We start from the raw sequence: 26,039 nt of genomic DNA, 5'->3' as shown, positions 1-26,039 counted from the left end.
TTGAAATACGTTAGAAAAGGGGCGGCAACTATGATAAATCCATCAGCAATAATAGGAGAATACGTCTCCATTGGAGAAAATGTAGTCATTGAAGAAAATGTTAAAATAGGTGACCATGTGACGATTGGACATCATGTAATTATCAAAAAAGATACGAATATTGGAAATTACGCCCAAATTGGAGAACTAACTGTTCTTGGTAAATCTGCGTCCTCCAATAAAAAAATGAACCGCAAACCCGAGAAAGATCTTGAACCTCTAATTATTGGAGACCATGTTATTGTTGGTTGCAATAGCGTTATTTATCGTGGGGTTAAACTTGAGACTGGCATTTTTATTGGAGACCTGGCAAGCATACGTGAAAAAGTAACAGTCGGCGAAGACAGTATTATTGGAAGAAACGCGATGGTGGAAACTAATACGAAAATTGGAAAACGTGTGACAATACAGACCGGATCCTATATAACTGCAGATATGGTAATTGAAGATGAAGTATTTATTGGTCCATGTTGTTCTACTTCTAATGATAAGTACATGGGGGAGGGAAATTTCAAGCACCAAGGCCCAATTATTAGAAGAGGAGCGAAAATTGGCAACAACGCTACTTTACTACCAGCGGTTACCATTGGTGAAAATGCTATTGTGGGGGCCGGGAGTGTTATTACTAAAGATGTTCCAGCAAATAATACAATTGTTGGAAATCCGGGTAGAATAATTAAATAGAATTTAATTAGACAATAGAATTCGTTGTTTTTAGATTTTCAATTAGTAGATGATTTTAAGCTTGTCACTTCTTTTTGTAATTAAGGTATAGATTATCGGTTTAGGATTGAAACTATGCCAATAAAGAGCTATCTACTTGAATAAAAATGTTATTGCTAGAAAGTTAATGGAATCTCAAAGTGGTTCGATCAGGGCTGTTTCCCTTGACCTAAGGAAGAGCGAGAAGTGGTTTTTCACATTCTTCCTAAAATACAAGAAAATATAATGAATTAAGAAGGTAACAAAATTGACTAAACCTAAATTGTGGACGAAGGATTTTATTATTGTTTCGACTATCAATTTTTTCTTAACGGTAGTCTTTTATTTATTAATCGTCATTATAGGTGTCTATGCAGTAAATGAATTTAATGCTTCTACAAGTCAAGCAGGGCTTGTAACGGGGATTTTTATTATCGGTGCTTTAATCGGAAGGCTTTTTATTGGCCGCGGTATTGAGTCTATTGGCCGTAAGAAAACATTATTCATAGGCATAATTCTTTTTACTTTGGCAACTCTTTTATATTTTGTTAATTACGGTGTCAATTTCCTGCTCCTTGTTCGTTTCATACATGGGATTACACTAGGTATGGCGAGCACAGCCACAGGAACGATTGTAGCTCAGATTATCCCGACAACACGAAAAGGAGAAGGTATCGGCTATTACAGCATGAGTGCGACATTGGCTACAGCAATCGGACCGTTCATCGGATTATATATGAGTCAACATACTAGCTCTCAAATGATTTTTAGTTTTTGCCTCGCTTTAGGGATCATCAGTTTGATTACAGCATTCTTTGTGTATGTGCCGGCCATGGAAGTATCAATAAAAACATCTGAAATAAAAGGATTTAAACTATCCAACTTTATTGAGCCAAAGGCCATTCCGATTGCATTAATTACTCTGGTTGTAGCCTTCTGTTACTCCAGCGTCCTTTCGTTTATTAATTTCTATGCAAGAGAAATTAACCTAGTTCAAACAGCAAGTTTCTTCTTTCTAGTCTATTCAATAGCAGTATTGGTTTCACGTCCATTTACGGGCCGTTTAATGGATGTAAAAGGTGCAAACTACATTATGTATCCAGCCTTTATTCTCTTTACAGCCGGCATGCTGATTTTAAGTTTTGCCCACAATAGTATGACTTTATTATTATCTGGTGTATTTATTGGACTCGGATTTGGTAATATGCAGTCATGTACTCAGGCGATTGCTATTAAGTTGACACCTCCACATCGTATGGGACTGGCCACGTCGACTTTCTTTATTTTTCTTGATGCAGGACTTGGATTTGGACCTTATCTGCTTGGATTCATCATTCCATTCGCAAGCTATAGTATGCTCTATGCTATCTTAGGGGTTGTAGTTTTAGCATCCACAATTCTTTACTTTTTACTGCACGGCAAGAAAGAAAGGGCGAGTATCAATTCTTTAGCTTAATAATAAATACCTTGCCAATTGTTCATCGAATATTTAGTTCCATAATCAGAAATCACAAACCGCCATTTCGTTACGGAAAGGCGGTTTGTGATTCTCTATTATTCAGGGGCATTTTCCGTATATTTCTCTTCAAGCATTTGGATCGCTTCATCGATTTTCTTGTCGTTCATTTCATACAAATCTTGTTTCAGCTTTGTATATTCTGCTTCTATCCATTCATGGTAGTCTCTATTTTTTTGTTGTAAATAATCATAACTTTCGCTGGACATTAATTCCCTTGTTTGATACAAATACTGCATTGCAAAGCCAACTTGTTGGCGTTCATCTACCCATTTCCTAAATTGACGCGCATCATAATCCCAAATGTCATTCCAATTTTTCAAACGGTCGATTTCTAATCTAGTACTTTTATCCTTTTTCCAGTCAGCCCATTTTTTCGCTATTTCACTTGCTTGATCTAGTTCTTTTTGGAGACTTTCCGCATTTTGTACGTCTTGATATGTCCCTTCCGTCGCCTTAGCTACTTCTTTCAATTGTTTCTGCCCTTCATGATCAATATTAAATCCAATCACGTTTACAATGGGAGTAATATCAGAGTTATAAAGAGACTTGGCCGCACCTACTGGATCATCATCACATGTAGAAATTCCATCACTCACGAGGTACACGATATTCGTATTTGCCTCCCCTTTAAATGGAGCCAAATCTTTTTGGGCTTCATTTAAAGCGAGTTGAATAGGTGTCCAGCCTGCAGGCTGCGTTTTATCCAATGAGGATTGAAAAGCAGATTGGTCATAAGGGGCAAGCGGATAAACCAATTCACTGCTCGAACAAGATAATTCTTTATCCGAATTACTTCCTGTTCCTTTATGGCCATATATCCGCAACCCGACATTCGCGTCTTTTGGCAGTCCCTTCATAAAATTCGTAATCGCCTTTTTGGCCGCATCCATCTGTGTCTGGCCGCCCAAATCTGCCCTCATACTTCCCGATGCATCGAGAAGGACTAGCACATTCAGATTCTCCTTGAATTGCTTGCGCGGATCATCAATATCCGGATCACCGATTGTCTGAAACTTCAACTGAGCGATGAGATCTTCCGGACCTTGGAAATCTTGCTGAAAAATAGCCAATAAATCATTATAATACGCATCCAACTGCAACTCTGAAGGCTCCTCCGAAATATCAGGCAAATCCTTTGTTAATTCATCGATCTGCTTCTGTTCTTCCGGTCTAAGAATACCTAAATAATCAACGTAGCCGGGAGGAAGAGCTGCCAACTCTGACAGCGTTTGAGGGAGCGGTGCGACTTCGATTTCTTCCTCTGTTGAATCAGAAACAGTCTCCTCCGCTTGCTCATTCTCTTCCTCAATCGTTTTGTCGATAGTAATCGGCTGATCCGGTACAAGCTTTTTCTCATTTGCTGCTTTATCACCGCAAGCTGTAAGGACAATTGAAATAACTATCCATAAAATTAGGCTTCTAAATTTCATATGTATTTCATACTCCCTTTATTTTTAATAAAACTCTATACTTGGGAAATATTGTATCATTTTATTTGGGGAGATGGTCATGCATATGGAGGAACGGGAGGAAAGTCACGGTTACATAATTAATTATTACGGTCTTAAAGGAGCTCGTCGTGCATCACAGTTCTAAAAACGTTAATGTATATGTTACAAGGCTCTCAAGCTTTTTGCTTGGGGGTCTTTTTAATGCATTGGAGGACAATTCCAAGATGGCTTTTTTAATAAAGAAAATCACAAACTGCCATTTCGTTTCGGAAAGGCAGTTTGTGATTCTCTATTATTAAGGGGCATTTTCAATATATTTCTCTTCAAGCATTTGGATCGCTTCATTGATTTTCTTGTCGTTCATCTCATGCAATTCTCTACTCAATTTTGTATATTCTGCCTCTATCCATTCATGGTAGTCTCTATTTTTCTGCCGTAAATAATCATGACTTTCCCTAGACATTAATTTCCTTGTTTGATATAAATACTGCAATGCAAAGCCAACCTGTTGGCCTTCATCTACCCGTTTCTTATATTCACGGGTGCCATAACCAAAAATGTCAAGCCAATTACGATTACGGTCACCTTTTAATCTGGCAGTTTTATCCCTTTTCCAGTCCGCCCACTTTTTGGCGATTTCACTTGCTTGATCCAATTCTTTCTGAAGGCTTTCCGCATTTTGTACGTCTTGATATGTACCTTCCGTCGCCTTAGCTACTTCCTTCAATTGTTTTTGTCCTTCATGATCAATGTTGAAGCCGATGACGTTTACAATGGGGGTAATATCAGAATTGTAAAGGGACTTGGCTGCACCTACTGGATCATCATCACAAGTAGAAATTCCATCACTCACAAGATACACGATATTCGTATTTTCATCCCCTTTAAATGGCGCTAAATCTTTTTGGGCTTCATTTAAAGCAAGTTGAATAGGCGTCCAACCCGCAGGCTGCGTTTTATCCAATGATGTTTGAAATGCAGATTGGTTATAGGGGGCAAGCGGATAAACCAATTCACTGCCCGAACAAGATAAATCTTTGTCAGAATTACTTCCCGTCCCTTTATGTCCGTAAATGCGCAATCCGACATTCGCGTCTTTTGGCAGTCCCTTCATAAAATTTGTAATAGCCTTCTTTGCCGCATCCATCTGCGTCTGGCCGCCCAGATCTGCCCTCATACTTCCCGATGCATCGAGAAGGACAAGGACATTCAGATTTTCCTTGAATTGCTTGCGCGGATCATCAATGTCTGGACTACCGATGGACTGAAACTTCAACTTAGCAATGAGCTCTTCGGGACCTTGGAAATCTTGCTGAAAAATAGCCAATATTTCATTATAATATGCATCCAACCGTTGCTCTGAAGGCTCCCCCGAAATATCAGGCAAATCCTTCGTTAATTCATCCATTTGCTTCTGTTCTTCCGGTTTAAGAATGCCTACATAATCAACATGGCCGGGAGGAAGTGCCGCTAGCTCAGACAGCGTTTGAGGAAGCGGTTTGACTTCGATTTCTTCCACTTTTGCTTCTTCTTTTGAATCAGAAACGGCCTCCTCCGCTTGCTTATTCTCTTCCTCAATCGTTTTGTCGATAGTAATCGGCTGATCCGGTACAAGCTTTTTCTCATTTGCTGCTTTATCACCGCAAGCTGTAAGGACAATTGAAATAACTATCCATAAAATTAGGCTTCTAAATTTCATATGTATTTCATACTCCCTTTATTTTTAATAAAACTCTATACTTGGGAAATATTGTATCATTTTATTTGGGGAGATGGTCATGCATATGGAGGAATGGGAGGAAAGTCATGACTATACGCTTGCCAAAATGACGATGATGATTGTTGCAATCGGACCTAATAGTAATGAAAAAATCAAATGAAACCCCTCCTATTTTTACAACCCCGTGCCACTATTCCAAGACTGCAAAATAGCCATTATTACCCATGCGCACTACTCCCTTTTGACTACACTTACATTTTAAACTTGTATTGTACATCTTACCTTTTCCCTATTTATGTATGGAAATATTTAATCGAATTCAAATAGTGTTACAATATTTTACAATACATTCTATATTGCTGAAATAAGGAGATATTATGAAACTAAAACACTTAATATTATGGACTGTTTTCGTTTTCATCCTCACTGCTTGTGGAGGAAAAACGGAGGATGAAAAAATTTTAGACTCAAATGAATCTATTGCAGTGGACAATGTAGAAATATCTGAGAAAGAAAAGGAAATTGAAGTCGAAAGTGTGAGTGAAAAACAAACGATAGCTGAAGACATTGAGCCGGCCCCACTTCCGCAAACATTAGCTGAATTAGCTGCCTTACCACCCGGTTATACGGGTCCGCAGCTCTTTGGAATTCATGAGGACGACCATCCTAAGCTGGATGAATTGACAGCACACCTGCCTGATATTTCGGGTGAACCTACAGAGGCACAGCTTAATCACTATTATAATGAAATATTGGCAGTTTTTCAGCATGATTTCAATGGACCTGAGGAGTTGCTTGCCAAAATGCGCTTTCAAGCGATCGGCAATCCTGATATTGAAGATCCTCGAATGCAGTTTAAAGAAAATTTAAATGTCCTCGTTTTACTTGATGCTTCTGGAAGCATGAGAAAGGATCTTGGCGGAGAAACGCAAATGGCAGCAGCGAAAAAGGCAATCACTAATTTCGTGGAAGGCTTGCCAGCTGAAGCCAATGTGGGACTTCGAATATACGGACATGAGGGAACTGGCAGTGATTCTGATAAAGCACGTTCATGCTCAAGCAGCGACCTTATCTACCCAATTGGAAAATACGACAAAGCTGGCTTTCAAACTTCTTTAGAAAAAGCTCAGCCAGCAGGATGGACGCCGATACAATTGGCGATCAACGAGGCTCAAAAAGATTTAGAAGATTTCAAAGGAGACCAAAACACGAATATTATTTATTTGGTCAGTGACGGGGTTTCAACCTGTGATGATGATCCCATCGCCGCCGCCAAACAGCTTTACGAGTCTGATATTACTCCAATTGTCAACGTCATCGGATTTAATGTCGACAATGAAGGACAAAAACAGTTGAAGGAAGTGGCCAAAGCTACAGAGGGTACTTACGAAGACGTACAAAATGCGGAAAGTCTGCAAAATGAGTTAGAGCATATGAAAGAAATAGCGAAAAACTGGGAAAAGTGGAAAACACAGAGAGAAACAAGCTTAGAACATGACAAATTAAAGAATTCGCTCGATATCTTTGGATATGGAGTCGATGAGTACAGAAAAAGGCTAGATGAAGGAAGCCAAATTGGAACGGCCTTACAATATTTATACCAGCAACGAAAATTGATGTCGCGTGAAAGCCATGACTATTTAAGAAAAAGAAATGGTGAATACCATAACTGGATTGAAGAAGAATATAATAAATTAAAAAAAGAGTTAAAAGAACTTAACGAAAAGAAGATTGGTGAAGCGTTACAATTACTTGAAGAAAAGTTTAATCAAAATGTACCGGGAGATTCCTAAATATCATACTGTTGATTTTCGCTTTAGGCGTGCTTGTGCACTAGAATTTTCAGAGCGTTAACATCGTTGTCACATCAACTTTTACAGCCTCTTCCTGAGAAAATCGGGAAGGGGTTTTTTGATTCTAAAATAGAGTTGAAGCGAACCAATCATTTAGTAACGTCTGACAAAAAGACGGTATCCTAAATATTCATGTGGGGTACCATAGTAAAGTATTTGATCGGTTTGAATTTGAAGTGAATGGAGATTGGGAAGCCTAGAAACTGAGGATGGTTTATACGGAAACATATATTAATAAAAATAATTGGATCTATAAAATCCTTTAAGTTGGGAAATTAATCGTCCCGCTATTGCCGGTATTAAAATGAAGGAGAAAAATAGATGAAAATTCGTTTTGGATATGTTGCCAATGCATTAGGTTTATGGGACGCGAGCCCTTCCAAAACTTTAACCTTTGCCCGCTATTCAACACTTTCAAATAGCGGACGAATGGACAAACTCAAATCTGTAACAGCACAGAATTTACAGCATACGAAAAGAATTTTGTATTATAATATCGCACATGAAATTGAATTATACCGGTTTTCAAGTTCACTTGTACCCTTAGCAACCCATCCGGAAGTAATGTGGGATTTCGTTACTCCATTCAAAACCGAGTGGGAAGAACTGGGGCAGCTCATCCATCAATTTGGGCTGCGACCAAGCTTCCACCCCAACCAATTTACACTTTTTACGAGCCCGCGGGAAGAAGTGACCGTGAATGCAGTGAGGGATATGGAATACCACTTTAAAATGCTCGAAGTGATGAATGCACTTGAAAGAGGAATCATCAATATTCATATTGGTGGAGCATATGGGGATAAAGAAAGTGCATTAGGGCGTTTCCATCACAATATAAAAAAATTACCTACAAATATTAAGAAACATATAACGCTTGAAAATGATGATAAGACTTACGATGTAGAAGAAACATTGATTACTTGTGAAAAAGAAAATATCCCGATGGTTCTTGATTACCATCACTATATGGCCAATAAAGGGGATGTTGATCTCTCAAATTATTTATCACGTATATTTGATACATGGAATAACATTTCCGCAGTACCCAAAGTCCACCTTTCGTCACCGAAATCAGAGCAAGCCTATCGTTCACATGCTGATTTTGTATCTTTAGAGTTTATCCTCCCTTTTTTGAAAATGGCAAAGGAGCTTGATCGGGACTTTGATATTATGATTGAAGCAAAGCAAAAGAACCTTGCTATGCTGAAGCTTATCGAAGAAATAGCCTCAGTCCGGGGAATCAAACGTATATCAAGCTCAGCAGTGGAATGGTAAGTATGGATAGGATGAGTGAATACTTGGTGATAGAGGTGAGAAAGTGACGATCTTACGTTTAGGTTACGTGGCAATGAGCATGGAATTAAAAAACGCATCTCCCTCACAAACCATGACATTTGCGCAATTTCAAAAGATTAAAGACAGGGAAGCTGCTATTCGCAAATTGGAACGTATATCTCTTTCCAATTTACAAAATACTCTTAGAATTTTAAAGCATAATGCAGCGTCTGAAATACATTTTTATCGTTTAACCTCTCGCCTAATTCCTCTGGCCAACCATATAGAACTTCTTGATTGGAATTATTTGAAGCCCTTGCGAGCACAGCTACGGGAGATTGGCGATTTTGCCAAAGAACATAAAATAAGAATTGATTTTCATCCAGATCATTTTGTTCTCATTAATTCTATGAAGAAGGAAATTCTAAAGAATTCCATTCAAACATTGAAGATGCATTATTTATTATTAAAAGGGATGGGGATGGATCCGACCCATCGCTGTGTGATGCATGTCGGGGGAAATTATAAGGATACGGAAACATCGCTTGAACGGTTTATTGATCATTGGATGGTAGTCCCGAGAGCGATTCAAAAGATGATTATGCTTGAAAATGATGATACTTCTTTTACCTTGGAGGATTGCCTTTACTTATGTGAAAAACTTGATATTCCACTCGTATTTGATTATCATCATCACCTTGCTCATCATCAAAATCCAGATTGGGAAGTACATTGGGAACGAGTGATTCAAACGTGGAGACATTCTCCACTTCCCGTAAAAATGCATATATCAAGTCCAAAAAGCCAAAAAGAATTCCGGCATCATGCAGACTTTGTTGACGTGGATATGTTTTTTAACTTTTTACAAGCAATAAAGGGCAGCATTCCACAAATTGATTGTATGATTGAAGCGAAAAGAAAAGACGAAGCCCTGTTTCATTTAATGGAAGAAATTAAAGCTAGGGATGATGTGGAAATCATTGATGGCTCTTCGTTTCATTTAACATGATAATAAAAAAACGCATGAAGCCCCTTCGCAACAAAAAAGAGATACCCGTACATATTATTAATCGCTATAATAGTACTATTGATTAAATTTGGTGGTGGATCACATGCGGAAATATTTGGGGGAAATGGGGCTAATTATTACAGCGATCATCTGGGGGAGCGGATTTGTTGCCAGTGCGATGTCATTGGATCACTATACTCCCTATCAGATTTTGGCGGGAAGATTTTTCATCGGGACTATCATTTTAAGCCTCTTATTCAATAAGAAATTGAAAAATATTAAGAAAAGCACAATGATAAAAGGGGCAGTTTTGGGAATCATTTTATATGCAGCTTTTGCTCTCCAAACAGTTGGACTAATATATACGACACCTTCAAAAAATGCATTTTTAACAGCAGTTAATGTCGTCATTGTTCCTTTCATCGGATTTTTACTGTACAAGCGAAAAATTGATATGTTTGAGCTAGTTGGAGCTGTTACAGCTTTGGTAGGTGTTGCAGTACTCTCGCTTAAATTATCCTCTGAAATCAATATTGGAGATTTGCTAACACTATGTTGTGCGGTCGGATTCGCATTTCATATTTTTTACACAGCAAGATTTGTCAAAGATGAGGACGCTGTGTTAATCACGATTGTACAAATGGTAACGGCAGCGGTCATCAGCTGGATCGTTGTCTTGTTGAGAGGAGAAACATCCTTTACACTTGGATCGGAAGGGCTGCTTCCACTTCTTTATCTAGGAATTTTTTCAACAACAATCGCTTTTTTATTGCAAACAGTGGCACAGAAATTCATTACTGAAACAAAAGCGGCTATTATTTTATCGACAGAATCATTATGGGGCATGGCCTTTTCAGTTGTCATTTTAAGTGAAATCATGACTCTGAAAATGATCATCGGCGCGGCCCTTATTCTCGGTGCGATTATACTATCTGAAACTAAGTTTAGCTTTTGGAAAAAGAAAAGGGTAGAGGAAATGGTTTAATTGGTGTGGATAATAATGTACGGTAAATCGAAGTTCACTCCATTGTCCTAAAGAGATAAGAAGGCCTACTAACAATCTGGGAAAGTATCCGTAAGGTTTGTAGTTCCTTAGTTTCATAATATTATCTTATTAACGCTCTCAATCGAAACTTGATTGAGGGTCTTTTTGCATATTTAAAGAACTCAAAATAAGTAAGATTCACAATTATTCTATTTTACGTTACCTCCGAAAAGAAATTGACAAAGTTGTATATACAGGATAAAATGAAAACGTACTCACGATATGTATATACAAGTTAGCGCTAAACGAAAAGTACATGAATTTAGAATATATAAAGAGATGATTTTTACATCATCAAGGGGGAGAACAGGATGAGTAAGTACACAGATCCGGCAAAAGATCTGCTTGAATACATTGGCGGCAGCGAAAACATTTCCGTTGTTACTCACTGTGTGACAAGAATGCGCTTTGTGTTAAAGGATCCTAAGAAAGCGGATGTCGAAAAAATTGAAGCAATTAAGCTTGTGAAAGGGACATTTACACAGGCAGGACAGTTCCAAGTAATCGTCGGGAACGAAGTGTCTTCTTTTTATAATGATTTTGTTAAAATCGCTGGTGTAAGCGATACATCGAAGGATGAAGCAAAAGAAGCAGCGAAGCAAAATATGAACTGGCTGCAAAGAATGATTGCTCATTTAGCGGATATTTTTACGCCTCTTATTCCTGCACTTGTCGTTGGGGGATTAATTCTTGGATTTAGAAATGTTATCGGTGAAATCAAGATGCTTGATGGTAAAACGATGACACTTGTAGAATCTTCACAATTTTGGGCAGGTACGAACGATTTTTTATGGCTGATTGGAGAAGCGATCTTCCACTTCTTGCCGGTAGGGATTACGTGGGCAGTAGCGAGGAAAATGGGTGCTACCCCAATCCTTGGTATCGTATTGGGAATTACACTTGTTTCACCACAGCTTCTTAACGCATATGGAGTAGCCGGAGCGGCGGAAGTTCCGTTTTGGGATTTTGGTTTTGCCAAAGTCGATATGATTGGATATCAAGCACAAGTAATTCCAGCAATATTAGCAGGTCTTTTACTATCTTTCCTAGAATTAAGATTGCGTAAAATTATTCCAAGTGCTATTTCGATGATTGTTGTACCATTTTTAGCTCTAGTTCCAACTGTAATTATTTCTCATGTTGTTCTTGGACCAATTGGTTGGAAAATAGGCTCTGCCATTTCATCAGTTGTTTACTCAGGTTTGACATCTTCAATGGGCTGGTTGTTTGCCGCAATCTTTGGGTTTGCTTACGCACCGCTTGTCATTACCGGTTTGCATCATATGACAAATGCGATCGACTTGCAATTGATGAGTGAACTTGGTGGAACGAACTTATGGCCAATGATTGCTTTATCAAATATCGCTCAAGGATCTGCTGTTCTTGCGATGATCTTTATTAACAGAAAAAATGAAGAAGAAAAGCAAGTATCGATTCCGGCTGCGATCTCTTGTTACTTGGGAGTAACAGAACCGGCGATGTTCGGAATTAACTTGAAATACGGATTCCCATTTTTAGCAGCGATGATTGGATCATTGGTGGCAGCAGTTATTTCAGTCGGAAGTAACGTCATGGCTAACTCAATCGGTGTTGGAGGACTCCCGGGAATTCTTTCCATCCAGGCGCAGTATATGGTGACATTTGCAATCGCAATGGTTATCGCAATTGTCATTCCGTTCCTATTAACAATCGTATTTTCTAAAAGCAATATGGGGAAAATTTCGTTTAAAAGAAATTAATCAACTTAAATAAAGCGGAGGGACATTTACTTGTTCCTCTTTTGCTATATCCCGACTAATCTTACTCGCCTTTAAAGGTTTGGTTTCCTCACGTTAGAGGTAGGTTACTCACGAATAGCCGGAAAATCATTGAAAATTTTTAATAGGAAGGTGTATTTTTTATGACGCAACCATGGTGGAAAAAATCAGTCGTATATCAAATTTATCCGAAAAGCTTTAAGGATACGACGGGAACTGGGACTGGGGATATACAAGGTATAATTGAGAAGCTAGACTATTTAAAAGAGCTTGGCGTTGATGTTCTATGGCTAACTCCGATTTATGAATCTCCACAGCATGATAATGGTTACGATATTAGTGATTATTATCGGATTTATGAAGACTATGGAACGATGGAAGATTTTGAGCGTTTGCTAATGGAAGCTCATCATCGCGATATGAAAATTATTATGGATATTGTTGTGAACCATACGTCGACAGAACATGAATGGTTTCAGAAATCCCTTTCTTCTCCTGACAGCCCTTATCGTGATTTTTATATTTGGAAAGATGGCGAGCCTGGGGAAGCTCCAACGAATTGGCAGTCGAAATTCGGCGGGCCTGCATGGGAGTATGATGAGCAGTCTGGGCAGTATTATTTGCACTTATTTGATGTCACCCAAGCAGACCTAAATTGGGAAAACGAAGAGCTCCGAAAAGCAGTTTATGAGATGATGACATTCTGGCTTGATAAAGGCGTCGATGGCTTCCGTCTTGATGTAATTAATCTGATTTCTAAAGATCAGCATTTTCCAAATGACAGCACAGGGGACGGAAGGAAATTTTATACAGATGGACCAAGAGTACATGAATATCTTCATGAGATGAACGAGGCTGTTTTTTCAAAGTATGACATGATGACAGTGGGCGAAATGTCATCAACGACCATTGATAACTGTATTAAGTACACAAGACCCGACCGTAAAGAACTAGACATGACGTTTAACTTCCATCATCTAAAAGTCGATTATCCAAATGGAGAAAAGTGGACGAAAGCTGATTTTGACTTTTTACAACTGAAAGAAATCCTGTCAGTTTGGCAAGTAGAAATGACAAAAGGCGGCGGTTGGAATGCGATGTTCTGGTGTAATCATGATCAGCCAAGAGCCGTTTCTCGCTTTGGAGATGATGGTAAATATCATCTGGAATCGGCTAAGATGCTGGCAACGACCCTTCATATGATGAGAGGCACTCCTTATATTTATCAGGGGGAAGAGTTTGGGATGACAGATCCTAAGTTCGAGAAAATCGATGATTACCGTGATGTTGAATCGTTAAATATGTACCGGATCAAGAAAGAAGAAGGAATGGCAGAAGAACAGATCCTTGATATTCTGAAGCAGAAATCCAGGGATAACTCAAGAACACCGGTTCAGTGGGATGATAGTGAAAATGCTGGATTTACAGCCGGAACACCTTGGATAAAGACAGCCGAAAACTATCCAACCATTAATGCAAAAAATGCAATGGAAGATGAAAATTCGATCTTCTACCATTATCAAAAACTCATTCAGTTAAGAAAACAGTACGACGTGATTACGGATGGCGACTATGAATTGATTTTACCTGAGCATCATGCTATTTTTGCTTATATACGCGATGCGGGAAATGAAAAACTGTTAGTCATTAATAATTTCTATGCGGAAGAAACAACATTTACACTTCCGGAAGAGCTTGATTTTAGTGAATACACAAGCAGCATTTTACTTTCCAATTATCAAGATTCGTCCGCCGAGTTCGAACAGCTTACGCTAAGGCCGTATGAATCTATCGTTTATCACTTGAAAAAATAATTGGGGATATGAGGATGACAAATAAATATTTGACAATCCATAATGATATTGTAAAGCAAATAGAAGCAGGGGAGATTGCTCCGAACTCTCTTCTGCCTTCTGAGCATGAGCTGAAGGATCTTTATGGGACATCAAGGGAAACAATCCGAAAAGCACTAAACTTGCTTGCGCAAAACGGCTATATCCAAAAAGTTAGAGGAAAAGGGTCTATCGTCATTAAAAACACGAAATTAGACTTTCCGGTTTCTGGTTTAGTCAGTTTTAACGAACTGGCTCAGAAAATGGGTAAAAAACCGAAGACGATTGTCCATGAACTTTCTTTAAGAAAACCTGATCAGTATATTAAGCAGCAACTAAATATCTCATCTAAAGATCATGTTTGGCATATTAGCAGGGTGAGGGAAATTGGCGGAGAAAAGATCATTTTAGATAAGGATTATTTGAATAAAAAGTACGTCCCTCATATTACGAAGGAAATCTGTGAACATTCCATTTATCATTATTTGGAAAATGAGTTAAATCTAGTGATCAGCTATGCCAAAAAGGAAATTATTGTGGAAGACCCTACAGCGGAGGACAGGGACTTGTTGAATCTAGAAGGCTTCCATAATATCGTCATCATCAAAAACTATGTATATCTGGAGGACGCTAGTCTTTTTCAATACACGGAGTCGAGACATAGGCCGGATAAATTCCGCTTTGTTGACTTTGCACGAAGAAATCATATGTAAGAGAAAAAGGCTCTCATTGGACGAGAGCTTTTTTCGATTCTCCAATTATTGATATAGCTGGTCGCTATGACCAGTTACTGGATTTTGATTTCCTGTTTGGTTCATATATTGTTGAATCTGATTTTGGTCCTCCGGGATAACTTGATAGACGGCGCCAATTTTACTAATCATTGTTTGATCAGCTGGTTCAAGTTTAAGTAAAAAATTTTTCGATCAATAATAAAAAGCTCTCGATGAATTTAAATCGGGAGCTTTTAAATATCTAGGTTCCTGTTTTCTTTATTGTCAAAATTTCCTGTGCCCATTTAACTTTATCTTCAGATGGTGTTTGGACATCATTAAGCGGATAATCGAGGCCCAGTGCTTCCCATTTATACACACCTAAGCGGTGATAGGGGAGGATTTCCACTTTCTCGACATTGGATAGTGTCTGAATAAAAGCGGCGAGTCCTTTTAGATCTTCTTCACAGTCAGTCAATCCAGGAATGAGTACATGGCGGACCCAGACGGGCACCTTTTTTTCTTCAAGATAACGAGCAAAATCAAGAATATGCTTATTTGAAACAGATGTTAAGGCCTTATGTTTATTATCATTGATTTGCTTCAAGTCTAAAAGTACGAGGTCTGTCAGCTCCATCAGCTGGTCGAGTGCTGTAATAAATCTTCCTTTACGCGTAAAGCATCCTCCAGAACTATCGATTGCAGTATGAATGCCGAGTTTTTTACACTCCTTAAATAATTCAATCAGAAAATCAACGTGCAGTAGCGGTTCGCCGCCGCTAACAGTCACACCTCCATTGGACGCTTGCAAAAATGGTAAGTAATCTTTAATATCATCCATCAGAGAAGCAACAGAAACTTCTTTACCTCCACCCTTGCCATATGCCCACGTATCAGGATTATGACAAAATTGACAGCGCAATAAACAACCTTGTGTAAAAATAACATACCGCAAACCTGGACCATCAACCGTCCCACAAGACTCTATAGAATGAATACGTGTTTTAACCCTCATCACATCAAATCCTTTCAAAATCGAAATCCATCTTTCGACAAAATCCGGGCCGTGCCTGTCACTTGTCGTTTTCGACATAATTCGGGGCGTGACAGGCACTTGTCGAATTTCGAATTACATTGTTTCGTGGAAGGTGCGGTTGATTACGTCGATTTGTTGTTCTCTTGTTAGTTTGATGAAGTTGACGGCGTATCCGGATACACGGATTGTGAGCTGTGGGTATTCTTCAGGCCGCTCCATGGCATCGAGTAATGTTTCGCGATTGAATACGTTGATGTTTAAGTGATGTCCGTTTTTAATCATATAGCCGTCAAGAATTGCTGCAAGATTGGATATCCTTGTTTTTTCCTCTCTGCCGAGTGCTTTTGGCACGATGGAGAACGTATTAGAAATTCCGTCGAGCGCGTATTCATATGGTAGTTTTGCTACTGAACTCAAGGATGCGATGGCTCCTTTTTGATCCCGGCCATGAAGCGGGTTTGCTCCTGGTGCAAATGGTTCCCCTTCACGTCTGCCATCCGGTGTGTTTCCGGTCTTTTTGCCGTATACGACGTTGGACGTTATCGTTAAGACAGACAAAGTCGGTGTTGCATCGCGATAGGCGCGGTGCTTTTTAAGTTTACTCATAAACGTTTTAACGAGATGAACGGCGATATCATCGACACGGGCATCGTTGTTTCCGTACTTAGGGAAATCTCCGTCAATGTCAAAATCAATGACGATGCCATTTTCATCACGAATCGGTTTCACTTTTGCATATTTGATGGCACTTAGAGAATCCGCCACAACAGACAATCCAGCGATTCCACAAGCCATTGTCCGTAAAATTTCTCGGTCATGCAAAGCCATTTCGATTCTTTCATAACTGTATTTATCGTGCATGTAGTGAATAACATTCAAAGTATTCATATAAAGACCCGCGAGCCATTCCATCACATGGTCAAATTTTTCAACAACTTCCTCGTAATCCAAATACCCTGAATCAATTGGAACAAACGCTGGGGAAATTTGTGTTTTAAGCTTTTCATCAACCCCGCCGTTAATGGCATATAATAAGGCTTTAGCAAGATTTGCTCGTGCACCAAAAAACTGCATTTGTTTTCCGATCCTCATCGCAGACACGCAGCAGGCAATGCCGTAGTCGTCTCCGTAAGTCTCACGCATAAGATCGTCATTTTCATACTGGATAGAACTTGTCTTAATGGACATATCCGCGCAATATTTTTTAAATGCTTCCGGTAAATCGGTAGACCAAAGAACGGTTAAGTTAGGTTCCGGGGATGGTCCCAAGTTATCCAATGTATGCAGGAAGCGGAAAGAGTTTTTCGTTACAAGCGGTCTACCGTCAAGACTCATTCCTCCGATTGACTCCGTTACCCAAGTTGGATCTCCACTGAATAATTCATTATAATCCGGTGTTCTGGCAAACTTAACGAGTCGCAGCTTCATAACAAAATGGTCGACAAGCTCTTGAGCTTCCATTTCCGTTAATGTATTGTTCAATATGTCTCTCGTAATATAAATATCAAGGAAGGTAGATACTCTTCCCAAACTCATGGCAGCACCGTTTTGCTCTTTAATTGCTGCAAGATAGGCAAAATATAGCCATTGGAATGCTTCAATTGCATTTGTAGCAGGTAAGGAAATGTCGAAACCGTAAATGCTGGCAAGATCTTTTAATTCGCGTAAAGCACTGATTTGCTCAGCAATTTCTTCACGTTCCCGAATGACTTCTTCTGTCATTGCTACAATATTTGTCATATTCATTTCTTCTTGTTTTTGCTTTATCAGGAAATCAATCCCATATAGCGCCACACGTCGATAGTCCCCGATGATTCTTCCGCGCCCGTATGCATCAGGCAGACCAGTGATAATTCCCGCTTTTCTCGCGAGCTTCATTTCGGGTGTATATGCGTCAAAAACTCCTTGATTATGCGTTTTCCGATATTTTGTAAAAATCTCTTCCACTTCATCATCTAATTTGTATCCGTATGATTCACAAGCGGATGCTGCCATCCGAATTCCACCGAAAGGCTGCAATGATCTTTTAAAAGGCTCATCAGTTTGGACTCCGACAACCTTTTCTAGTTTTTCATTTAAATATCCAGGTCCGTGAGAAATGATTGTAGACACAATTTTCGTATCCATATTTAGTACGCCGCCATTTTCCCGCTCCTGCTTTGTTAAATCCATCACTTGTTCCCATAATGCAGAGGTTGCTTCGGTCGGTTTTGCTAAAAATTCTTCAGTACCTTCATATAAGGTGTAGTTTTTTAAAATAAAATCTCGAACATCCACTTCATTTTGCCAGCGTCCTTCTGTAAACCCATTCCAATGCATCATCATCGAAAACCTCCTAGGTATTTGGATACTTACAGTTCCATGGCATAAACAATTATCATCAATTATTGTGAAGTATTGAGCAATGATGTGTAACATTGTGAAATGTTGATCAAACTTCTTAACTTAAGTATAGCACCTTTTTATTTAAAGCTAGTGGAAGATTGTTACAAAATATTGTCAGATATGTTTGAATGACAATGAGGGGAACAATCTTTTAAGGAATTGGATAAATTGATGATTAGTGCCCGCTCCATTAAACTGAGAGTAGGCAGGTTATATTACTCACAAAATTCATAAAGGTGGTTTTTTAGTTGACAATGCAAAGTAATCATTCGGATTTACCGCCAAAAACGTGTACGATCGAGCGGTTAGTTACAGTCCCTGCAGATATTGAAAAAGTGATCAATGGACAAAAAACAGCTACACGTCGTAACGGTAGATATGCTGATGTCGGTGAAATAATGACGCTTCAAAATAAAGATTTTGTAATTGAAAGCGTATATTCACAAACTTTGGGCGAGTTGACCAACCAACATGCGCGGCAAGAAGGGTATGAAAGTCTTGAGGAATACAAAAATGCAATTTTAGGATTCCATCCAGGTATGCCTTGGGCACCGAAAATGAAAGTATGGGTTCATGAGTTTGCTCCTGTTCATAATCATGAATGAGTAACTGGCTCCAGCGGCTCTAGAAAACAACCGGACAATAACAACTGGTTTTTCGCTTTTTATTTTTCAAATTGAAAATTTCTACCACATGCATGACTTCGCACTGTTCGTTAAAAGCTAAGGACAGGGAGGCTGAAGAAGTATGATAGTGGTGACAACATTTGAAGAGAAAAAACGGGAAAAGCAGTTAACATATGAACGAAAACTCCTGCGGGAATTGTCAATGGTCGAATTGAAAAAGAGTGTTTTACTTCATTTTGCCGCTGCTAGAAAGAGCTTGAATCCATGGCTTGATGAAGGAGTGGAGGAAGCGTGCTTCGATGTAGCTATAGAAGCTTTCTTAACCGGAGGGGAATTCAGCCGCTTCACGGTGCATGGAGAAACAATGGAAATGGCTAAAAGACGATGCCGGAGCGAGATCAAACATTTTACGGATACTTTATATCACTTTTGGTTGTATTGGGATTATGGCAAAGAAACCATTCGCGATGAATCCATTTATTTTTCATGTGAACATTTCGTTGATTCCTGGTGGAAAGAAGGCTATATAAAAGGAGAACGGCGCCATAAACTCCGATTACATTAACGCATTTTTGTTCTAAACATACTTCTTGTCCCATATGCTTTGATGAACAAGGCGTGAAGGGGAAGATGTTATGGGGAGAAAAGCAAAGATCATTTTGTTTTCAATTGGTGCGGCGGTGCTGTTTCTTCTTTTTCAATATCAATTTATCCCGAAAGATTCTTTTGACACTTGGAATCTTCCATTAACAGGGAAAATCATTTACTTGGATCCAGGGCATGGCGGTCCTGACGGTGGAGCCGGAAATAAAGACGCACTTGAGAAAGACATTGCATTAAAGGTTGCACATAAGCTGCGTGATTATTTACAGGAACAGGGAGCTCTAGTGCTGATGACGAGAGAGACGGATAAGGATTTAGCCGATTCGGACATCAGAGGATATAGCCGCCGTAAAACCGATGATTTGAAGAGGAGGCTAAAGATCGTTAACGAATCAGATGCCGATTTATTTCTCAGCATTCATTTAAATTCTATCCCCTCTCCACGCTGGAGGGGAGCCCAGACTTTTTTCAACCCTCAATTAGCGGATAATAAACGAGTTGCGAAGTTTATTCAGGAAGAATTGGTCCTTACCCTTGAAAATACCGATAGGGAAGCTAAAATCATTCAAAATGTTTACTTGCTAAAACATGCGAAAAAACCGGGGGCGCTCGTCGAAATTGGATTTTTATCGAATCCTTCAGAACGAAATGAATTGAAAAAGGATGAATATCAGGAAAAGGTAGCAGCATCTATATACAAAGGAATATTAAGATATTTTACCGAAGAGAAAACACTAAAATGAGGCCCGTAGGTGAACGGGCCTATTGGCATTGTTAAAAAGCTTATTACATACCGAAAAAAAGGCATTATGGTATAATTGAATTGTGTGTAAATCCACAATAAGGACGGTGCTAAATCTTGGTTACAGAACAGCAAGCCTTTGAATTATTAAAAGAATTAAAAGATCCAATCCTACATAAAACACTCGAAGAAACAAATGGCATTATTGAAGTAAAAGTAAAAGAAGAAAAATCACATATCAGTATTAAGATTGCCCTTGCCAAAACGGGGACACCTGAACAGCTTCAATTGCAGATTCAAATTGTAGATATGTTGAAAAAAGCAGGTGCTAAAACGGTTGGAATCCGCTTTGCGGAACTTCCAGAGGAAGAGTTGGAAAAACACCGCGCGTCCGGTGATTTACCGGGAAGCGGTTCGGCCAATCTACTTTCTCCCGATAGTAAAACTACATTTATCGCTATTGCGAGCGGTAAAGGCGGTGTAGGAAAATCAACTGTCTCAGTTAATTTGGCTGTTGCGCTTGCCCGTCTCGGTAAAAAGGTAGGGCTGATTGACGCGGATATTTACGGATTCAGTGTTCCAGATATGATGGGGATTACAACACGTCCGCAAGTAAAGGGTAATAGCATTATTCCGGTAGATCGCTTCGGTGTAAAAGTAATTTCCATGGGCTTTTTCGTTGAAGATAATTCGCCTGTCATTTGGCGCGGGCCAATGCTCGGAAAAATGCTTAATAACTTTTTCACGGAAGTAGAGTGGGGAGAATTAGATTACTTGTTGCTTGATTTACCTCCTGGAACGGGAGACGTAGCACTCGATGTTCATACTATGCTTCCGAGCTGTAAAGAGATTATTGTTACTACACCGCATCCGACTGCAGCTTTCGTTGCTGCTAGAGCTGGGGCGATGGCACTGCGTACGGACCATGAAATTCTTGGAGTAATCGAGAATATGTCCTACTTCGAGAGCAAATTGACGGGTGAGAAGGAATTTGTATTCGGGCAAGGTGGCGGAGATAAGTTAGCAGATGAACTAAGGACAGAACTGCTTGGTAAGCTTCCGTTGCAACAGCCCGATTGGGATGAAGAAGACTTTGCTCCATCGGTTTATGATGAAAATCATCAAATTGGCCGTATTTATAGTGACATTGCCGAGAAAATGATCAATCTACTCAACTAAAAAAAGAGGCTGGGTCCCTAAAGTTTCATGGGATACAGCCTCGTTTTTATTATGAACTAGAACCACCGCCGGCGCCGCCACCGCCACCGCCTCCACCTTGTGATTCTCCTGATTTGCCTCCTTGTTTACCGCCTTTTGTTTCTTCAGCAGCTTTAAGCAAAATATCTTGTATTTTAGCTTTAAAAATAGGACTTTCCATTGTATCGGTAACAACTTGCTGTAAATGCTCGCGGAATTCTTTGCTTTTTAGCGCTTGCGTAAAATCTTTTTGCACTTGTGGATCTTTTAAAATATCCATTACCATACCTTGATATTCAGGATCTTTCATTAAACCCTTTAGAAGTGCTTCATCTTCTTTTTTCATGCTTTTCGCTACTGCCGCCGCAAATTTAGGGTCTTTAAATGCTTTTTTCCAAAATTCTTGGCCTTTATCGGAAGTGAGTGTCTTTTCGATTGTTTCCTTAACAATAGCTTGGTCCATGACGAGCTGCTCTTTCATTTCCTTTTCTGTCATAATATCTTGAATCGCTTTTTTACCTTCATCTGTTTTTAAAAGGTCGACCATCATTTTCTTCGTCTGGTCATAATCAAGTTTTGCATTTCCTGATTCTCTATTTGAACACGATGAAAGAATGAAAATAAACATTATTAGGAGCAAATAAACGCCTTTTCGCATAGGAAGGCTCCTTTCCTTTACATGTCTGGCTTATCCCTTACATTTAATATGGAACTTTGTGAAGTTTTTATGCACAATTGAGCCAATCATGGATTTTTCAAATGAACATTGATAAAATCGGTGTGATAAGTACATTCACTATGGGGGAATTAGGGCAGTGACAATTCGAAATTTGATAAAATTTTTATTCAACTCACTCATTTTGGGTGGTATTATAACGGGGATATTAGGATTCTTTATTCGGTGGAGCGAATTTCAACCTTACTTTGCGGATATGAAAATTGGAGCGATCCTTTCTACTTTTGTCTGGTTAGTGGGCGTTGGCTTTATCTTTGCCGTTGTAAGTCAGGTCGGTTTTTTTGCCTATTTGTTTATACACCAGTTTGGCCTCGGGGTGTTTCGTTCCATATCTTTATGGAATGCCGTTCAGCTCATCCTCATCATTATTGTTTTATTTGATCTCGTTTACTTCCGATTTCAAGCTTTTGCGGGAAAAGAGGAAAGTCTCCTTCCATATATAGGGCTTGCTGTTTTTATTTTGGCAGCTGGTTTAATCGTTGCCTTTTTTAAGGCAAGGATGACAAATCGCACCACTTTTGTTTCGGCGCTCTTTTTTATGGTCGTAGTCACCATTCTTGAGTGGCTTCCAGTATTGCGTCCCAATGATGAAAGTTGGATCTATTTAATGATTTTCCCTTTAATAGCATGTAATGCCTATCAAATATTGATGCTACCAAAATACAATCGCTTATCTGCCCAAGAAATGGCTCAGCGTGCATCAAGGAAAGAGACAACTAAAACCATTACTAAAAGTAAAAACAAAAAAGCGAGCCGCTAATGGTTCGCTTTTTTTCTTTTAACCTCTATCAAGTCGCTTGCGCTTTTCTTATTTAAGGAACTAATCTGGTTTTTACTCTTCCATTAGCAATCAAAATGGAAACAGTAACTAGTTCACCCTTCTCCCGAATATTAGACAGGATTGAAGGGAGCGCCTTTGCTGTCTGCGTGGCTGAGTCGGAGGCGTGCAATAAAACAATATCGCCCGCTTTCGATTTGTTTACCTGTTTTATGATTGCTTCAACACCTGGATTTTTCCAATCCTGGGAATTTAAACTCCAATGCACGACTGTTAACCCAAGTTGATTGGCAATGGCGAGCGTTCTTTTATCGAAATGTCCTGTCGGCGAGCGGAGAAATTGAATATCTTCAATTTCGAGTTTTTTTAGAACGTCTATAGACCTTGCGATGTCCCTTCTTACCTTTTCATCTTCCAATTCAGTGTAATCCTCATAGGCATATCCAAGACTGCCGATTTCAAAGCCCATCTCTTTAATTCTTTTAATCGTATCTGGATGTGTTTCTGCCCATGCCCCAGAAACAAAAAACGTGGCCGATCTTACGCTTTTTTCCTTCAAAACATCTAAAATAGGTTCTGCCTGAATATCACCCCAGCCAATATTAAATGTTAAGGCAATTCCCTTTTCTCCTCTATATATAGCTTTTGGCTCTTCCTTTGTGCTGATTGCGGGAATATGCACGGAAGTTTGGGAGAAAAAAAGTACCGCTGTAAAGAAAGCAATTAAGATGACGAAAAGTCCCTGTTTTACTCTGCGGCCATCAATCGTAATAAAGAAATTCATGCAATCCCTCCTAATCTGCCTGTCCATAACAGTCTATGCCTGATGTTCTGCTTCGTATGAATGAAAATGGTGAGTATGGTCAAGGATTGGAATACATAACAGCAAAAAGAAAAATCATGCAGTAGGAAATCCGATCCAAAATAATGTTTTTTTACAACATAAATTTTTTAGCTTCGGCAATACCTATATATACGAAAATGTGTGAGGTGGACAAATGCTTGGTATACTAATTAGCGAAGGTGAAAAAGAAGAAATTATTTATTTACTAAAACGTGAAATGGAAGAAATTCTTTTCGACATGGATGATTCTCGGATTGAACAGATAATAAAACAAGCAATGGAAGATCGCTACAGAACATTATTCTCTTTATTTAAACGCGTGGCATCGCAACAAGATTGTGCAAAGTATATCCCGCTATTTAAAAGAAATTCAAAAAACTTTTCGTGAAAATGCATTGACACTTTCAAATAACCTTGTTATATTAGAAAACGTTGCTGCAAAAAGTCATTGCAGTTAACGAAAAAAAATAACGAAAAAAGTTATTGACTTAGCATTTGCGATTTGATATGATGTAAAAGTCGCCAATGAGCGATTGGGAAATTTGATCTTTGAAAACTGAACGAAACGAAACGTCAACAAGTAATTATGTAAGACCAGCAAATGAGCTAACAAACTACTTTTATGAGAGTTTGATCCTGGCTCAGGACGAACGCTGGCGGCGTGCCTAATACATGCAAGTCGAGCGGATCTTTGGGAGCTTGCTCCCAAAGGTTAGCGGCGGACGGGTGAGTAACACGTGGGCAACCTGCCTGTAAGACTGGGATAACTTCGGGAAACCGGAGCTAATACCGGATAACTTCTTTTCTCGCATGAGGAGAGGTTGAAAGATGGCTTCGGCTATCACTTACAGATGGGCCCGCGGCGCATTAGCTAGTTGGTGAGGTAACGGCTCACCAAGGCAACGATGCGTAGCCGACCTGAGAGGGTGATCGGCCACACTGGGACTGAGACACGGCCCAGACTCCTACGGGAGGCAGCAGTAGGGAATCTTCCGCAATGGACGAAAGTCTGACGGAGCAACGCCGCGTGAGTGATGAAGGTCTTCGGATCGTAAAACTCTGTTATCAGGGAAGAACAAGTATCGGAGTAACTGCCGGTACCTTGACGGTACCTGACCAGAAAGCCACGGCTAACTACGTGCCAGCAGCCGCGGTAATACGTAGGTGGCAAGCGTTGTCCGGAATTATTGGGCGTAAAGCGCGCGCAGGCGGTCTCTTAAGTCTGATGTGAAAGCCCACGGCTCAACCGTGGAGGGTCATTGGAAACTGGGAGACTTGAGTGCAGAAGAGAAGAGCGGAATTCCACGTGTAGCGGTGAAATGCGTAGAGATGTGGGGGAACACCAGTGGCGAAGGCGGCTCTTTGGTCTGTAACTGACGCTGAGGCGCGAAAGCGTGGGGAGCGAACAGGATTAGATACCCTGGTAGTCCACGCCGTAAACGATGAGTGCTAAGTGTTAGAGGGTTTCCGCCCTTTAGTGCTGCAGCAAACGCATTAAGCACTCCGCCTGGGGAGTACGGCCGCAAGGCTGAAACTCAAAGGAATTGACGGGGGCCCGCACAAGCGGTGGAGCATGTGGTTTAATTCGAAGCAACGCGAAGAACCTTACCAGGTCTTGACATCCTTTTGCCCTCCCTAGAGATAGGGATTTCCCTTCGGGGACAAAAGTGACAGGTGGTGCATGGTTGTCGTCAGCTCGTGTCGTGAGATGTTGGGTTAAGTCCCGCAACGAGCGCAACCCTTGACCTTAGTTGCCAGCATTCAGTTGGGCACTCTAAGGTGACTGCCGGTGACAAACCGGAGGAAGGTGGGGATGACGTCAAATCATCATGCCCCTTATGACCTGGGCTACACACGTGCTACAATGGATGGTACAAAGGGTTGCGAGACCGCGAGGTTTAGCTAATCCCATAAAACCATTCTCAGTTCGGATTGCAGGCTGCAACTCGCCTGCATGAAGCCGGAATCGCTAGTAATCGCGGATCAGCATGCCGCGGTGAATACGTTCCCGGGCCTTGTACACACCGCCCGTCACACCACGAGAGTTTGTAACACCCGAAGTCGGTGGGGTAACCCTTACGGGAGCCAGCCGCCGAAGGTGGGACAGATGATTGGGGTGAAGTCGTAACAAGGTAGCCGTATCGGAAGGTGCGGCTGGATCACCTCCTTTCTAAGGA

Annotated in this window: 22 protein-coding genes and 1 rRNA gene; 16 read left to right on the top strand and 7 right to left on the bottom strand. The window is 40.0% G+C overall.

The features are described 5' to 3' along the window. The first annotated feature begins 30 nt into the window (after window positions 1–30). The gene (locus KHA88_RS19905; RefSeq protein WP_213100049.1) at window positions 31–723 is read left to right on the top strand and encodes an N-acetyltransferase; all 693 of its coding nucleotides are present in this window, start codon (window positions 31–33) and stop codon (window positions 721–723) included. 286 nt (window positions 724–1,009) lie between these two features. Then, window positions 1,010–2,197 carry an MFS transporter gene (locus tag KHA88_RS19900; RefSeq protein ID WP_213100050.1) on the top strand — a complete coding sequence of 396 codons (1,188 nt, stop codon included), beginning with the start codon at window positions 1,010–1,012 and terminating at the stop codon, window positions 2,195–2,197. 98 nt (window positions 2,198–2,295) lie between these two features. Here KHA88_RS19900 and KHA88_RS19895 read toward each other — a convergent pair whose 3' ends face one another. Then, window positions 2,296–3,690, bottom strand: a complete 1,395-nt coding sequence (locus KHA88_RS19895; protein WP_213122715.1) for a vWA domain-containing protein — start codon at window positions 3,688–3,690, stop codon at window positions 2,296–2,298. A 316-nt stretch (window positions 3,691–4,006) separates the two neighbouring features. After that, complete coding sequence (locus KHA88_RS19890) at window positions 4,007–5,410, bottom strand: vWA domain-containing protein (RefSeq protein ID WP_213100052.1); 1,404 nt, start codon at window positions 5,408–5,410, stop codon at window positions 4,007–4,009. A gap of 398 nt (window positions 5,411–5,808) precedes the next feature. Between KHA88_RS19890 and KHA88_RS19885 the strand changes: the two genes are divergently transcribed. The 7 genes from KHA88_RS19885 to treR all read left to right on the top strand — a co-directional run bounded on the left by KHA88_RS19885 (window position 5,809) and on the right by treR (window position 14,915). Then, window positions 5,809–7,224: a VWA domain-containing protein gene (locus KHA88_RS19885; RefSeq protein WP_213122714.1), complete on the top strand. Its 1,416-nt coding sequence runs from the start codon at window positions 5,809–5,811 to the stop codon at window positions 7,222–7,224. Between the two features lie 381 nt (window positions 7,225–7,605). Then, window positions 7,606–8,559, top strand: coding sequence for a UV DNA damage repair endonuclease UvsE (gene uvsE, locus KHA88_RS19880; protein ID WP_213108774.1), 954 nt, complete (start codon window positions 7,606–7,608; stop codon window positions 8,557–8,559). 43 nt (window positions 8,560–8,602) lie between these two features. Further along, the gene (gene uvsE, locus KHA88_RS19875) at window positions 8,603–9,568 is read left to right on the top strand and encodes a UV DNA damage repair endonuclease UvsE (protein ID WP_213100055.1); all 966 of its coding nucleotides are present in this window, start codon (window positions 8,603–8,605) and stop codon (window positions 9,566–9,568) included. Window positions 9,569–9,671: 103 nt separating this feature from the next. Continuing rightward, window positions 9,672–10,553 (top strand): DMT family transporter, encoded by an 882-nt coding sequence (locus KHA88_RS19870; RefSeq protein ID WP_213122713.1) that lies wholly within the window; start codon window positions 9,672–9,674, stop codon window positions 10,551–10,553. A 371-nt stretch (window positions 10,554–10,924) separates the two neighbouring features. Next, window positions 10,925–12,352, top strand: a complete 1,428-nt coding sequence (gene treP / locus KHA88_RS19865) for a PTS system trehalose-specific EIIBC component (RefSeq protein WP_213108772.1) — start codon at window positions 10,925–10,927, stop codon at window positions 12,350–12,352. A 161-nt stretch (window positions 12,353–12,513) separates the two neighbouring features. Further along, entirely contained in the window at window positions 12,514–14,184 is a 1,671-nt protein-coding gene (gene treC / locus KHA88_RS19860; RefSeq protein ID WP_213108771.1) for an alpha,alpha-phosphotrehalase, read from the top strand. A 14-nt stretch (window positions 14,185–14,198) separates the two neighbouring features. After that, window positions 14,199–14,915, top strand: coding sequence for a trehalose operon repressor (gene treR, locus KHA88_RS19855; RefSeq protein ID WP_213100059.1), 717 nt, complete (start codon window positions 14,199–14,201; stop codon window positions 14,913–14,915). Between the two features lie 45 nt (window positions 14,916–14,960). On the opposite strand, the gene KHA88_RS21235 is transcribed toward treR, so the two are convergent. The 3 genes from KHA88_RS21235 to pflB all read right to left on the bottom strand — a co-directional run bounded on the left by KHA88_RS21235 (window position 14,961) and on the right by pflB (window position 18,273). Beyond that, the gene (locus KHA88_RS21235; RefSeq protein WP_283247462.1) at window positions 14,961–15,086 is read right to left on the bottom strand and encodes a hypothetical protein; all 126 of its coding nucleotides are present in this window, start codon (window positions 15,084–15,086) and stop codon (window positions 14,961–14,963) included. A gap of 91 nt (window positions 15,087–15,177) precedes the next feature. Next, window positions 15,178–15,930: a pyruvate formate-lyase-activating protein gene (gene pflA / locus KHA88_RS19850; RefSeq protein WP_213100060.1), complete on the bottom strand. Its 753-nt coding sequence runs from the start codon at window positions 15,928–15,930 to the stop codon at window positions 15,178–15,180. A gap of 114 nt (window positions 15,931–16,044) precedes the next feature. Continuing rightward, window positions 16,045–18,273, bottom strand: a complete 2,229-nt coding sequence (gene pflB, locus KHA88_RS19845; RefSeq protein ID WP_213122712.1) for a formate C-acetyltransferase — start codon at window positions 18,271–18,273, stop codon at window positions 16,045–16,047. Between the two features lie 317 nt (window positions 18,274–18,590). Between pflB and KHA88_RS19840 the strand changes: the two genes are divergently transcribed. From KHA88_RS19840 to KHA88_RS19825, 4 genes are all read left to right on the top strand, one after another. Continuing rightward, window positions 18,591–18,941, top strand: coding sequence for an ASCH domain-containing protein (locus tag KHA88_RS19840; RefSeq protein WP_430413723.1), 351 nt, complete (start codon window positions 18,591–18,593; stop codon window positions 18,939–18,941). Window positions 18,942–19,083: 142 nt separating this feature from the next. Further along, window positions 19,084–19,527 (top strand): DUF2521 family protein, encoded by a 444-nt coding sequence (locus KHA88_RS19835; RefSeq protein WP_213100063.1) that lies wholly within the window; start codon window positions 19,084–19,086, stop codon window positions 19,525–19,527. A 70-nt stretch (window positions 19,528–19,597) separates the two neighbouring features. Then, window positions 19,598–20,308: an N-acetylmuramoyl-L-alanine amidase CwlD gene (gene cwlD / locus KHA88_RS19830; protein ID WP_213100064.1), complete on the top strand. Its 711-nt coding sequence runs from the start codon at window positions 19,598–19,600 to the stop codon at window positions 20,306–20,308. A 116-nt stretch (window positions 20,309–20,424) separates the two neighbouring features. Further along, window positions 20,425–21,486: a P-loop NTPase gene (locus KHA88_RS19825; RefSeq protein WP_213100065.1), complete on the top strand. Its 1,062-nt coding sequence runs from the start codon at window positions 20,425–20,427 to the stop codon at window positions 21,484–21,486. A gap of 49 nt (window positions 21,487–21,535) precedes the next feature. Here the strand turns inward: KHA88_RS19825 and gerD are convergent, their stop codons facing one another. Beyond that, window positions 21,536–22,162, bottom strand: a complete 627-nt coding sequence (gerD, locus tag KHA88_RS19820; RefSeq protein ID WP_213122711.1) for a spore germination lipoprotein GerD — start codon at window positions 22,160–22,162, stop codon at window positions 21,536–21,538. 157 nt (window positions 22,163–22,319) lie between these two features. On the opposite strand from gerD, the gene KHA88_RS19815 reads away from it, so the two are divergent. Continuing rightward, window positions 22,320–23,000 carry a KinB-signaling pathway activation protein gene (locus KHA88_RS19815; protein ID WP_213100067.1) on the top strand — a complete coding sequence of 227 codons (681 nt, stop codon included), beginning with the start codon at window positions 22,320–22,322 and terminating at the stop codon, window positions 22,998–23,000. 52 nt (window positions 23,001–23,052) lie between these two features. On the opposite strand, the gene KHA88_RS19810 is transcribed toward KHA88_RS19815, so the two are convergent. Then, the gene (locus KHA88_RS19810; RefSeq protein ID WP_213122710.1) at window positions 23,053–23,802 is read right to left on the bottom strand and encodes a polysaccharide deacetylase family protein; all 750 of its coding nucleotides are present in this window, start codon (window positions 23,800–23,802) and stop codon (window positions 23,053–23,055) included. Between the two features lie 214 nt (window positions 23,803–24,016). Here KHA88_RS19810 and KHA88_RS19805 point away from each other — a divergent pair, with 214 nt between their 5' ends. Both KHA88_RS19805 and KHA88_RS19800 read left to right on the top strand, forming a co-directional pair. Continuing rightward, the gene (locus tag KHA88_RS19805) at window positions 24,017–24,250 is read left to right on the top strand and encodes a hypothetical protein (protein ID WP_213122709.1); all 234 of its coding nucleotides are present in this window, start codon (window positions 24,017–24,019) and stop codon (window positions 24,248–24,250) included. A gap of 230 nt (window positions 24,251–24,480) precedes the next feature. Next, a 16S ribosomal RNA gene (locus KHA88_RS19800) occupies window positions 24,481–26,032 on the top strand. Window positions 26,033–26,039: the final 7 nt, after the last annotated feature.

The organism is Lederbergia citrea (genome assembly GCF_018343525.1).
Lineage (GTDB): Bacteria > Bacillota > Bacilli > Bacillales > Bacillaceae_C > Lederbergia > Lederbergia citrea.
The sequence above is the reverse complement of the archived record's forward strand: the minus strand, read 5'-3'. Positions and strand labels throughout refer to the sequence as shown.